Genomic DNA, 12697 nt, shown 5'->3' on the forward strand with positions numbered 1-12697 from the left:
TCCATGAATTCCGCACAGGCCGACGCCTACCTCCGCAGGATCGGGGCTCAGTACCCCGCGTGGCCCACCTCCGATGCGCTGCGTGAGCTGCATCGCCGCCATCTGGAGACGGTGCCGTTCGAGAACCTGTCGATTCACCTCGGTGAGGAGATCGTGCTGGAGGAGAAGTGGCTGCTGGACAAGCTGGTGGGGGCACGCAGAGGTGGTTTCTGCTACGAACTGAACGGAGCGTTCGGGGCGTTGCTGGGGGCGCTGGGCTTCGACGTGACGCTGCTGGCCGGGAGGGTGTACGACGACGAGGGGCGGCTCGGGATCCCGTACGACCATCTCGCGCTGCGTGTGCGGACGGTGGATGGGGGTGACTGGCTGACCGACGTCGGGTTCGGGGCGCTCAGCCTCTACCCGCTGGCATTTGGGGAGCGAGGGGAGCAGGAGGAGCCCGGGGGCACGTTCCGGGTCGTTGAGGCGGGGCCGGACGCCGCGGGGGTGCGCGGTGCCGGAGGGTCGCGTGAAAGGGAGGATCTCGATGTCATCCGGAACGGAAAGGTGCAGTACCGCTTGGAGGTACGGCCGCGGGTGCTCAAGGACTTCGTGAGCGGGGTCTGGTGGCACAGCACCTCGCCGACGTCGCATTTCGCGCGGTCACTGGTCTGTTCGCGGGTCACCGAGGACGGCGGCAGGAACACGCTCAGCGGTCGCAGCTTCACGGCGACGGCGGCCGACGGGGCGAAGGAGGTGTCGGAACTGGCCACGGACGAGGAGGTGTTGGCGACCTATCGCGACCAATTCGGGATCGAGTTGGGGCAGGTGCCGGAGGTACGGAAGGTGAGCGAGGTGGGGGAGGCGAGCGAGGCGGGGGAGACGGGCTGAGCGCACCCGGGCGCTGGGTGAGGACGCTTCGCCAGGTCGGTCCCCATAGGGGCACTCGTGTGCGGTGTCGGCGCAGGGTGGGGCGCGGGCGGTGGCGTGCCGTGACGGCTTCGTCGTGGGCGGTGGCCGACCCCGGCGTCGGTTGCTTCGGGCGTCGATCGGGTCCGACGTAGCGGAAAATGTCTGCGTGAGTGATGTGAGACATGTGCTGGTACTGCCCGACCGTGACGCCGCCGAAGAGGCCGCGCAGGCACTCGGTGACAGGTTCAGGCTGGATGAGGAACCGCAGCTCGTGCGGGACGCGCTGGCCGGTGAGGATGACGCCGAGGACGCGCAGTGGCTGGTGGTGTTGCGGGACACCGAGGAGCGGCTCGACCCGAAGGAACTGGACGAGTTCGCGGCGGAGTGGGACGGGTGGCGCGAGGAGCCGTAGCGCTCCGCTGGGGCGCGGGGTGCTGAGTCGCCCGGGGTGCCGGGGTGCCGGGGTGCCGTGGTGCCGTGGTCCCGGGGTGCCGTGGTCCCGGGTCGCCGGGTCGCCGGGTCGCCGGAGCGCCGGAGCGCCGGGGTGCCGGGGTGCTGCGGGTGCTGCGGGTGTTCGTGAGCCGCAGGTTGCTCAAGGATGGGCTGATGGGCTGATGGGCACGTGGGCTGGTGGCCCGTGCCCATGGGGCCGCAGGCCATAGGGCCGTCAAGACTGCGCCAGCCGCCAGCCGCCAGCCGCCAGCCGCCGAGCCGTGGGGCCCCCAGCTTCCCGCCGTCCGGTGGTTGCTCGCCCGGCAGCCACCCGGTCGTGGGGCCCACGGCTACCCCTGTCCGGCGGCCGTTGGCCTGGCGCACGGTCGGCCGTGGCACCCCCGGTTCCCCGCCGTCCGGTGGTCGCTCGCCCGCCGGACGGCGGGGAACCGGGGGTGCCACCCGGCTCCCCGCCACCCGGCTCCCCGCCACCCGGCTCCCCGCCACCCGGCTCCCCGCCACCCGGCTCCCCGCCACCCGGCTCCCCGCCACCCGGCGGTCGCTCGCCCAGGGGCTGCCCAGCCGCCCAGCTGGCCGTGGGCCCCCCGGCTCCCCGGCCGGTCGGCGGTCGCTCGCCCAGGGGACGTCCTGCCATGGGGTGGGGTCACCTGGCAGGGCGACCTCCCCGGCGGTTATTCGCGCCGCGTTGTCAGTGGCGCGTGGGATGCTTGTCGGGATGGCCAGGAAGACTGCTAATGACGACCCTCTCGCCCCCGTCACGCTTGCGGTGGGCCAGGAGGATCTCCTGCTCGACCGTGCCGTGCAGGAGGTGGTGGCCGCTGCCAAGGCCGCCGACGCCGACACGGATGTACGGGATCTCAGCCCGGACCAGTTGCAGCCAGGCACGCTTGCCGAGCTGACGAGTCCGTCGCTCTTCTCCGAGCGGAAGGTCGTGGTCGTACGCAATGCGCAGGATCTGTCGGCCGACACCGTCAAGGACGTGAAGGCGTATCTGGGGGCGCCCGCCGAGGAGATCACCCTGGTGCTGTTGCACGCGGGTGGGGCCAAGGGCAAGGGGCTGCTCGATGCCGCGCGCAAGGTGGGGGCGCGGGAGGTGGCGTGCCCCAAGATGACGAAGCCGGCGGATCGGCTGGCGTTCGTGCGGAGCGAGTTCCGGGCGTTGGGGAGGTCCGCCACGCCTGAGGCCTGTCAGGCGCTCGTGGACTCCATCGGGAGTGATCTGCGGGAGTTGGCTTCCGCGGTGTCGCAGTTGACCGCGGACGTTGAGGGGACGATCGACGAGGCCGTTGTCGGGCGGTACTACACCGGGCGAGCCGAGGCGTCGAGTTTCACCGTGGCCGATCGGGCCGTGGAGGGGCGGGCCGCGGAGGCGTTGGAGGCGTTGCGGTGGTCGCTGTCGACCGGGGTTGCGCCGGTGCTGATCACCAGCGCGTTGGCGCAAGGGGTGCGGGCGATCGGGAAGTTGTCGTCCGCGCGAGGTGGGCGGCCGGCTGATCTTGCTCGTGAGCTCGGTATGCCGCCGTGGAAGATCGACCGGGTTCGGCAGCAGATGCGGGGGTGGACTCCGGATGGGGTTTCTGTTGCCCTGCGGGCGATTGCTGAGGCTGACGCCGGGGTCAAGGGTGGTGGGGATGACCCTGAGTACGCCCTGGAGAAGGCTGTTGTTGTGATTGCTCGGGCTGCGAGGTCCCGGCAGGGGTAGTAGCTCCGGAGCTGGTGTCGGACCTGGGGTTTTTCGCCCCCTCCGCCCCTACCCGACCCGTATCTGGGGGCTCCGCCCCCAGACCCCCGTTCGCCCGAAGGGCTCGTCCTCAAGCGCCGGACGGGCTGAAAAATGAACCCCGGCGCGGAAAGACCAAAAACCCCGCCTCCCCTCCCGGGGAAGGGAGGGAAAGCGAGGCTTTGGTTCACGTTGTTGGAACCACGCCCGCGTGGCGAACGCAGGTCGTGCGTGGGTCCGGGGTGCCGGGCAGGAGCGGAAGAGAGGGCCCGCTGGGTCCTTTCCGGCGGTTAAGTCGGGTTGGATCAGCCCTTGAGGGCAGCGACCTTGGAAGCAAGCGCCGACTTCTTGTTGGCGGCCTGGTTCTTGTGGATGACGCCCTTCGAGACGGCCTTGTCGAGCGCGCGCGACGCATCGCGCGTGTACTCGGTGGCCTTCTCGACGTCACCGGCGGCAGCGGCCTCGCGGGCCTTGCGGATCGCGGTCTTCAGGGAAGACTTGGTGGCCTTGTTGCGCAGCCGAGCCTTCTCGTTGGTCTTGATCCGCTTGATCTGGGACTTGATGTTCGCCACGAATGAGCCTCTACAGGTTCAGGCACGCGAGACAGCACATCTCACACGCCGTTTGATTTCCTTGGGTGTGCCTCGTGCAGAGAGGGCATGAGACACAGCTACCCAGGCTACCAGTGCTCGTGCGACCGGCCCAAACCGGTCGCAGCTCCCCGCCCGTGGGACCATGGAGCCTACGTATCGATCCGACCCGAGGCGACAGGCGCCTCAAGAGACAGGACCCTGCGTGCCCGCGACCCCTAACAATGTGCCCGAGCCGAGCCGTACCGCCCCGGCGCTGCTCCGCAATTTCTGCATCATCGCGCACATCGACCACGGCAAGTCCACGCTCGCCGACCGCATGCTCCAGCTGACCGGGGTGGTGGACCAGCGGCAGATGCGCGCCCAGTACCTCGACCGTATGGACATCGAGCGCGAGCGTGGCATCACGATCAAGTCCCAGGCGGTCCGGCTGCCCTGGGCATCGTCCGAGGACCCGGGCAAGACCCACATCCTCAATATGATCGACACCCCCGGGCACGTGGACTTCACGTACGAGGTGTCACGGTCGCTTGCCGCGTGCGAGGGGACCGTGCTCCTCGTCGACGCGGCCCAGGGCATCGAGGCGCAGACTCTCGCCAACCTCTACCTGGCGATGGAGAACGACCTCAAGATCATCCCCGTACTCAACAAGATCGACCTGCCGGCCGCGCAGCCGGAGAAGTTCGGCGAGGAGCTCGCCAACCTCATCGGCTGCGACCCCGAGGACGTGCTGAGGGTCTCCGCGAAGACCGGGCTGGGCGTCGAGGCGCTGCTGGACAAGGTGGTCGCCGAGATCCCCGCCCCGATCGGTGTCGTGGACGCCCCCGCTCGCGCGATGATCTTCGACTCCGTCTATGACTCCTACCGCGGTGTCGTGACGTATGTGCGTGTCATCGACGGGCAGCTCAACAAGCGTGAGCGGATCCGGATGATGTCCACCGGAGCGACTCACGAGCTGTTGGAGATCGGCGTCTCGTCCCCCGAGATGACCGCGGCCGACGGGCTGGGCGTCGGTGAGGTGGGCTACATCATCACCGGAGTGAAGGACGTCCGGCAGTCCAAGGTCGGTGACACCATCACCACCCTGCACAAGGGGGCGACCGAGGCGCTCGGCGGGTACAAGGACCCCAAGCCCATGGTCTTCTCCGGGCTGTATCCGCTCGACGGGTCCGACTACCCCGAGCTGCGCGAGGCCCTCGACAAGCTGCAGCTGAACGACGCCGCGCTCGTCTACGAGCCGGAGACCTCCGCCGCCCTCGGCTTCGGGTTCCGTGTCGGGTTCCTCGGGCTGCTGCACCTCGACGTGGTCCGGGAGCGGCTCGAGCGCGAGTTCGGGCTCGATCTCATCGCGACGGCGCCGAACGTGGTGTACCGCGTCGACATGGAGGACGGCAGCGAGCACGTCGTCACCAATCCGAGCGAGTTCCCCGAGGGGAAGATCGACAAGGTCTTCGAGCCGGTCGTGCGGGCGACGATCCTCGCGCCCTCCGAGTTCATCGGCTCGATCATGGAGCTGTGCCAGACCCGGCGCGGCACCCTGCTCGGCATGGACTACCTCTCCGAGGACCGGGTCGAGATCCGTTACACGCTGCCGCTCGCGGAGATCGTCTTCGACTTCTTCGACCAGTTGAAGTCCAAGACCCGCGGATACGCCTCGCTCGACTACGAGCCCACCGGTGAGCAGGCCTCCAGCCTGGTCAAGGTCGACATCCTGCTGCACGGCGACAAGGTCGACGCCTTCTCGGCGGTCACCCACAAGGACGCGGCGTACGCGTACGGGGTGCGGCTCGTCGCCAAGCTGCGCGAGCTGATCCCGCGGCAGGCCTTCGAGGTGCCGATCCAGGCGGCCATCGGGTCGCGGGTCATCTCCCGCGAGACCATCCGCGCCATCCGCAAGGACGTCCTCGCCAAGTGCTACGGCGGTGACATCTCCCGTAAGCGGAAGCTGCTGGAGAAGCAGAAGGAAGGCAAGAAGCGGATGAAGATGGTGGGCTCTGTGGAGGTTCCGCAAGAGGCCTTCATCGCCGTGCTCTCCAGTGACGAGGACAGCGGCTCGGGCAAGGGGAAGAAGTAGCCGCGCGGTACGCCGTTGTTTCGGTTGCTTTCAAGGGCCCGTTGCACTCCGGTGCGGCGGGCCCCTGCGCATGCGCCCGGTCGCGCTCTGTAGGAAGTGACAGGCCGCCGACTCTTACGCAGTGGCCGGACGGGCTTTACTCTGATCACTGCTCGATAGTTACTCGCGAGTTAAACAACAGCCGCACCATTGAGCCAGCCGCGCTGTCGCGGGCTCCGGAGGATGTCGTGAGCGACACACAGACCCTGATCGAGAACCGTCCGCCGTCCGTGGCGGCGCTCTTCCTGGAGCGTGTGGCGGCCACGCCGGACGCCGAGGCCTATCGCTACCCGGTGCCCGCCGCCTCGGGCGAGGGCCCGGACGAGTGGAAGTCGCTGAACTGGGCCCAAGCCGCCGAGCGGGTCTTCGCCGTGGCGGCCGGTCTGATCGAACTGGGCGTGCAGCCCGAGCAGCGCGTCGCGCTCGCCTCCTCCACCCGGGTCGAGTGGATCCTCGCCGACCTCGGCATCCTGTGCGCGGGGGCCGCCACGACGACGGTGTACCCGCAGACGAACGCCGAGGAGTCGGCGTTCATCCTCTCGGACTCCGGGAGCAAGATCCTGATCGCGGAGGACGCGGCGCAGCTCGCCAAGGTGGTGGAGAAGCGCGCCGACCTTCCCGACCTGACGCATGTCGTGGTGATCGACCCCGCGGGCGTCGAGAGCAGCGACTGGGTTCTCACCCTCGCCGAGCTGGAGACCCGCGGCGCCGCCTACCTGGAGAAGAACCCCGACCTGATCGAGGAGAAGGTCGGCGCGATCACCTCCGACCAGCTCGCGACGCTCATCTACACCTCCGGCACCACCGGCCGCCCCAAGGGTGTCCGCCTGCCGCAGGACAACTGGTCGTACATGGCGAAGGCCATCGCCGCGACCGGACTGCTGGGCCCCGATGACGTGCAGTACCTGTGGCTGCCGCTCGCACACGTCTTCGGCAAGGTGCTCACGTCCGGTCATATCGAGATCGGGCACGTCACCGCCGTCGACGGCCGCGTGGACAAGATCATCGAGAATCTTCCGGTGGTGCAGCCGACATACATGGCGGCCGTGCCCCGCATCTTCGAGAAGGTCTACAACGGGGTCGCGGCCAAGGCGCGGGCCGGTGGCGGCGCCAAGTACAAGATCTTCCAGTGGGCGGCCCAGGTCTCGCGCGAGTACGCGAAGGCCAGCCAGGACAACTTCCGCCGCACCGGAACCGCCTCCGTCCCCTTCGCGCTCGGCGCCAAGCACAAGGTCGCCGACGCGCTCGTCTACGCCAAGATCCGCGAGGCCTTCGGCGGCAAGCTGCGCGCCTGTGTGTCGGGCAGTGCGGCCCTCGCGCCCGAGATCGGCTACTTCTTCGCCGGCGCCGGGATCCACATCCTGGAGGGGTACGGCCTCACGGAGTCCTCCGCCGCCTCCTTCGTGAACCCCGGTGAGGCCTACCGCACCGGCACCGTCGGCAAGCCGCTGCCCGGCACCGAGGTGCGCATCGCGGACGACGGCGAGGTCCTGCTGCGCGGCCCCGGCATCATGGAGGGCTACCACGGGCTGCCCGAGAAGACCGCCGAGGTGCTTGAGCCCGACGGCTGGTTCCACACCGGTGACATCGGCGAGCTGTCCCCGGACGGCTACCTCAGCATCACCGACCGCAAGAAGGACCTCATCAAGACCTCGGGCGGCAAGTACATCTCGCCCGCGGAGGTCGAGGGCCAGTTCAAGGCCGTCTGCCCGTACGTCTCCAACATCCTCGTCCACGGCGCCGACCGGAACTTCTGCACCGCGCTGATCGCACTTGACGAGCCGTCAATTCTCGACTGGGCCAAGGAGAACGGGCTGGAGGGCAAGTCGTACGCCGATGTCGTCGCCGCGCCCGCCACGGTCAGCCTCATCGAGGGGTACGTCAAGGAGCTCAACGAGGGTCTCCAGCGCTGGCAGACCATCAAGAAGTTCCGGCTCCTGCCCCGCGACCTCGACGTCGAGCACGGCGAGGTCACGCCGAGCCTGAAGCTGAAGCGGCCGGTTGTCGAGCGCGAGTACAAGCACCTGATCGACGAGATGTACGCGGGGTCGCGCGAGGCATAAGTCACCCGAGGGGGCGGGGAGTTACAGGCCGCGCCCCCTCCGCATCTCCCGGAGCAGCTCGTCCATCCGCCGTACCTGGTGGCGCAGTTCGGACACATTCTGCGGGCTGTCGGCCGACATGTACGTCTCGATCTTCTTGAGGCGGCCCGCGAGTTCGGCGAACAGTTCCTGTTCGCGGGCGAGCATGCGTTCCAACTGCTGGTTCTTGCGGTGGAGTTCGAGGAAGACGGTGACCTTGGCGCGCAGTACCCAGGGGTCGAAAGGTTTCGTCAGATAGTCGGCGGCTCCGGTCGCGTACCCGCGGAAGGCGTAGCCCGCGTCCGCGTCGGTGCCGGTCAGGAAGATGATGGGGACGTCCTTGGTCTGGTCGAGCCGCTTGATGTTCGCGGCGGTCTCGAAGCCGTCCATGCCCGGCATCCGGATGTCGAGCAGGATGACGGCGAACCGCTGCCGCAGCAGGGCCTTCATCGCCTCCTCGCCCGAACGCGCGCGCACCAGAGGCTCGTTGAGGGATCCCAGGACGGCCTCAAGGGCGATCAGATTGTCCTCCATGTCGTCCACCAGGAGGATGCTGGCGCGCTCGTCGGTTTCCTCAGCGCTCATGGTGACTGTGCCTCACTCAGTCGTCGGCGGGATCGCGGGCTCCCCTGATGTGCTCGGTCCCGGTACAACGGGTCCAGCGGTCTCTGTGGCGGCGTCCGGCCGCCGGTCCTCGTTCGCGCGCTCCGGGTTCCCCAGGTTCTCCGGCGCAACCGGGATGCCCGTGGATCCGGTGCTCGCCCTGGTCCGCGGGTCGAGGAGTGCGCAGACGACGGTGAGCAGTTGGTCTACGTCCACCGGCTTGGGTACGTAGTCGTCGGCGCCCTGCGCGATGGACTTGTCGCGGTCTCCCGGCATCGCCTTCGCGGTGAGCGCGACGATGGGCAGGTCCGTCCAGCGGGGGGTGCGGCGGATGGCGGAGATCGTTTCGTAGCCGTCCATCTCCGGCATCATGATGTCCATCAGGACGAGTTCGACGTCGGGGTTGCGCTCCAGTGTCTCGATGCCCTCGCGGCCGTTCTCCGCGTACAGGACGGGCATGCCGACGCGGCCCAGTACATGGGTGAGTGCGAAGACGTTGCGGATGTCGTCGTCCACGATCAACACCCGCCGCCCCGGCAGAACTTGTCCCGCCCGGCCGGACTTCCACGCCTCCAGTTTGGTGGGCGTGGGCCAGGTGTCGTCCGTGTCGTAGGCGGCGTACGGCTCGGTGGACAGCTCGGGTACGGGCGGGTCGTGGTCCTCGTGGGTGGGTCCGGTCGCCTCGTGCCCGGGGCTGATGACGGGGACGTACAGCGTGAAGGTGGACCCCCTGCCGGGCGTGCTCTCGGCGACGATCCGGCCGCCGAGCAGTCCGGCGATCTCCCGGCTGATGGACAGGCCGAGGCCCGTGCCGCCGTACTTGCGGTTGGTGGTGCCGTCGGCCTGCTGGAACGCCTCGAAGATCACCGGGAGCTTCTCCGGGGCGATGCCGATGCCGGTGTCGGATACGGCGAAGGCGATCACGTCGTCGCTGTTCTCGCGGGTGTGGACGTGGTCCGGGTCCTTGAGGCGCTCGACGCGCAGTTCGACCCGGCCGGTCGCGGTGAACTTGATCGCGTTGGAGAGCAGATTGCGCAGGATCTGCTGGAGCCGCTGCTCGTCCGACCACATCTCCCGCGGTACGTCCTCGCGGACGGCCACCTCGAAGGCGAGCCCCCTATCGAGGGTGAGCGGGCGGAACGTGGCGTGGACGTAGTCGAGCAGTTTGATGAGGGGGAGTTTCTTGGGGCGTACGTCCATCCGGCCGGCCTCGATCTTCGAGAGGTCGAGGATGTCGTTGATGAGCTGGAGCAGGTCGGAGCCCGATCGGTGGATCGTGGTCGCGAACTGCACTTCCTGGTCGGAGAGATGGCCGTCCGGGTTGTCCGACAACAGGCGGGCGAGGATCAGCAGTGAGTTCAGCGGGGTGCGCAGTTCGTGCGACATGTTCGCCAGGAACTCCGACTTGTACCGGGAGCTGGTGGCCAACAGGGCTGCTTTCTCCTCCAGTTCGGCGTTCGAGCGCTGCAACTCGGCCTGTTGCGACTGGAGTTCGTCGGAGCGGTCCTGGAGCTGGACGGCGAGGCGCTGGGACTCGCCGAGCAGGGACTCCGTGCGGGAGTTGGCGATGATGGTGTTGATCGCGACGCCGATGGTGTTCACGAACTGGTCGAAGAAGGCCAGGTGGACGTCGGAGAAGCGGGAGAACGAGGCGAGTTCGATCACGCCGAGGAGCTTGTCCTCGAAGAGGATCGGGATGATGACGACGCTCGCGGGGGCGGCCTCGCCCAGACCGCTGTTGATCTTGATGTAGTCCGGCGGGGCCTCCTCGACCAGGATCCGCTTCTTCTCTCGCGCGGCCTGCCGGACCAGCCCGTGCACCGGCATGCCGCCCGTGTCGACGGTCGCGCCCTGCGCCGAGCCGTACCCGGCGATGAAGGCGAGCCCCTTGGCGGGGATGGCGGTCCGCAGGGTCTCCTCCTCCGGGTCGGCCAGGAAGAAGGCGCCGTACTGAGCGTTCACCAGTGGGGTCAGCTCGCGCAGGATCAGGTCGGCGACCTCCATCAGGTCGCGGTGGCCCTGCATCAGCGCGGCGAGGCGGGCGAGGTTCGACTCCAGCCAGTCCTTGGCGCGGGTGGTCTCACGGAGGTTGGCCACCATCAGGTTGATGTTTTTCTTGAGCTCGGTGACCTCGCCCTTGGTCTCCACCGTGATGGCGCGGGACATGTCGCCCTGGGCCACCGCGGAGGCCACTTCGGCGATGGCGCGGACCTGGGTGGTCAGGTTCAGTGCCAGCTCGTTCACGTTCGTCGTCAGGCGCTTCCAGGTGCCGTACACGCCCTCGACCCTTGCCTGGCCGCCGAGTTGGCCCTCGGAGCCGACCTCGCGGGCGACGCGGGTGACCTCGGAGGAGAAGGAGGAGAGGGTGTCGACCATCGTGTTGATCGTCGTCTTCAGCTCCAGGATCTCGCCGCGCGCGTCCACGTCGATCTTCTTGGAGAGGTCGCCCTGGGCGACGGCGGTGGCGACCTGCGCGATGTTCCGGACCTGTGAAGTGAGGTTGTCGGCCATGTAGTTGACGTTGTCGGTCAGATCGCGCCAGACGCCGGAGACGCCGAGGACCTGGGCGCGACCGCCGAGACGTCCGTCCGTGCCGACCTCGCGGGCCACCCGGGTCACCTCGTCGGCGAAGGCGCGCAGCTGCTCCACCATCGTGTTGACGGTGTCCTTCAGCTCCAGGATCTCGCCTCGGGCGTCGACCGTGATCTTCTTGGAGAGGTCGCCGTTCGCGACGGCCGTGGTGACCTGAGCGATGTTGCGGACCTGGGAGGTCAGGTTCAGGGCCATGAAGTTGACGTTGTCGGTGAGGTCTTTCCAGACCCCGGACACGCCGCGCACCTGAGCCTGGCCGCCGAGGTTTCCTTCGGTGCCGACCTCGCGGGCGACGCGCGTCACTTCGTCGGCGAAGGCGGAGAGCTGGTCGACCATGGTGTTGATGGTCGACTTGAGCTCCAGGATCTCGCCCTTCGCCTCGACGGTGATCTTTTTGCCGAGGTCGCCCTGGGCCACCGCCGTGGACACCAGGGCGATGTTGCGGACCTGCGAAGTCAGGTTGTCCGCCATGAAGTTGACGTTGTCGGTGAGGTCTTTCCAGACCCCGGAAACCCCGCGGACCTGCGCCCGGCCGCCGAGGTTGCCCTCGGTGCCGACCTCGCGGGCGACGCGCGTCACTTCGTCGGCGAAGGCGGAGAGCTGGTCGACCATCGTGTTGATCGTCGACTTCAGTTCGAGGATCTCGCCCTGCGCGTCGACGGTGATCTTCTGGCTCAGGTCGCCGTTGGCCACGGCCGTGGTGACCTGAGCGATGTTGCGGACCTGCGAGGTCAGGTTCGAGGCCATGAAGTTGACGTTGTCGGTGAGGTCTTTCCAGACCCCGGACGCGCCGCGCACCTGCGCCCGACCGCCCAACTGCCCTTCCGTGCCGACCTCGCGGGCGACGCGCGTCACTTCGTCGGCGAAGGCGGAGAGCTGGTCGACCATGGTGTTCACGGTGAGCTTCAGTTCGAGCAGCTCGCCGGTCGCCTCGACGGTCACCGTGCGGGTCAGGTCGCCGCGGGCCACCGCCGTCGTCACCAGGGCGATGTCCCGGACCTGGGCGGTCAGCCGGGACGCCATGGTGTTGACCGCCTCGGTCACGTCCCGCCAACTGCCGGACAGACCGGTCACCTTGGCGCGGCCACCGAGCCGTCCCTCCGTGCCGACCTCGCGCGCGACGCGGGTCACCTCGCCGGTGAACAGGGACAGCTGGTCCACCATCTTGTTGACGGCCCGCCCCAAGCGTCGCAAGTCTCCCCGGAGTTGACGGTTGCCGTCGTGCAGGTCGACCCGCTGGGTCAGATCGCCGCCGGCCACCGCGTCGAGGACGCGTGTCGCGTTCGCGGCGGGTGCGACCAGGGCGTCGAGCAACTGGTTCACATCGTTGACCCGCGTCGTCCAGTTGCCCTGGCCCGGGCTCGCCGAGAGGCGTTCGTCGAGGCGGCCGTGCCGCACCAGGTCCCGGCGGACGCGCTGCACCTCGGAGTTGAAGTGGGAGCTGCGGTCCATGATCTGGTTGAACACCGTGCCGAGATCGGCCACCACGCCGTCGCCGGTCTCCGGCAGCTTGCCGAAGTCACCATCGCGTGCGGCGGTCATCGCGGCGAGCAGCGGGCGCAGATCCGATGCCCGAATCCGACCGTCGATCTCACCGTCGATCCGACCGTCTTCGAGCACACGCATACCACTGTTCTCAGCCATGGCGGCCCAC

The 12697-nt window shown here is 68.3% G+C and carries 8 protein-coding genes; 5 read left to right on the forward strand and 3 right to left on the reverse strand.

From position 1 onward, the window contains the following. Window positions 1-3: 3 nt before the first annotated feature. From AB0N66_RS32515 to holA, 3 genes are all read left to right on the forward strand, one after another. Entirely contained in the window at window positions 4-870 is an 867-nt protein-coding gene (locus AB0N66_RS32515) for an arylamine N-acetyltransferase (RefSeq protein WP_365441772.1), read from the forward strand. A gap of 187 nt (window positions 871-1057) precedes the next feature. Further along, the gene (locus AB0N66_RS32520) at window positions 1058-1303 is read left to right on the forward strand and encodes a hypothetical protein (RefSeq protein ID WP_365441774.1); all 246 of its coding nucleotides are present in this window, start codon (window positions 1058-1060) and stop codon (window positions 1301-1303) included. A 756-nt stretch (window positions 1304-2059) separates the two neighbouring features. Beyond that, on the forward strand, window positions 2060-3046 hold the full coding sequence (holA, locus tag AB0N66_RS32525) for a DNA polymerase III subunit delta (protein ID WP_365441775.1): 987 nt from the start codon (window positions 2060-2062) through the stop codon (window positions 3044-3046). 323 nt (window positions 3047-3369) lie between these two features. Here the strand turns inward: holA and rpsT are convergent, their stop codons facing one another. Further along, window positions 3370-3636, reverse strand: a complete 267-nt coding sequence (gene rpsT / locus AB0N66_RS32530) for a 30S ribosomal protein S20 (RefSeq protein WP_365441777.1) — start codon at window positions 3634-3636, stop codon at window positions 3370-3372. A 223-nt stretch (window positions 3637-3859) separates the two neighbouring features. Between rpsT and lepA the strand changes: the two genes are divergently transcribed. Both lepA and AB0N66_RS32540 read left to right on the forward strand, forming a co-directional pair. Further along, window positions 3860-5728 carry a translation elongation factor 4 gene (lepA, locus tag AB0N66_RS32535; RefSeq protein ID WP_365441779.1) on the forward strand — a complete coding sequence of 623 codons (1869 nt, stop codon included), beginning with the start codon at window positions 3860-3862 and terminating at the stop codon, window positions 5726-5728. A 227-nt stretch (window positions 5729-5955) separates the two neighbouring features. Further along, a complete protein-coding gene (locus AB0N66_RS32540) occupies window positions 5956-7830 on the forward strand; it encodes an AMP-dependent synthetase/ligase (RefSeq protein ID WP_365441781.1) in 1875 nt (624 codons plus the stop codon). A 21-nt stretch (window positions 7831-7851) separates the two neighbouring features. Here the strand turns inward: AB0N66_RS32540 and AB0N66_RS32545 are convergent, their stop codons facing one another. Both AB0N66_RS32545 and AB0N66_RS32550 read right to left on the reverse strand, forming a co-directional pair. Continuing rightward, window positions 7852-8433, reverse strand: a complete 582-nt coding sequence (locus tag AB0N66_RS32545) for a response regulator (RefSeq protein ID WP_365441783.1) — start codon at window positions 8431-8433, stop codon at window positions 7852-7854. Between the two features lie 12 nt (window positions 8434-8445). After that, window positions 8446-12687: a HAMP domain-containing protein gene (locus tag AB0N66_RS32550; protein WP_365441785.1), complete on the reverse strand. Its 4242-nt coding sequence runs from the start codon at window positions 12685-12687 to the stop codon at window positions 8446-8448. Window positions 12688-12697: the final 10 nt, after the last annotated feature.

The organism is Streptomyces sp. NPDC093544, from assembly GCF_040683495.1.
Lineage (GTDB): Bacteria > Actinomycetota > Actinomycetes > Streptomycetales > Streptomycetaceae > Streptomyces.

Excerpts from the sequence above, each read along its gene's own strand:
- AB0N66_RS32515 (WP_365441772.1), top strand. The coding sequence starts at position 4 with ATGAATTCCGCACAGGCCGACGCCTACCTCCGCAGGATCGGGGCTCAG.
- holA (WP_365441775.1), top strand. The coding sequence starts at position 2,060 with ATGGCCAGGAAGACTGCTAATGACGACCCTCTCGCCCCCGTCACGCTT.
- AB0N66_RS32545 (WP_365441783.1), bottom strand. The coding sequence starts at position 8,433 with ATGAGCGCTGAGGAAACCGACGAGCGCGCCAGCATCCTCCTGGTGGAC.
- AB0N66_RS32550 (WP_365441785.1), bottom strand. The coding sequence starts at position 12,687 with ATGGCTGAGAACAGTGGTATGCGTGTGCTCGAAGACGGTCGGATCGAC.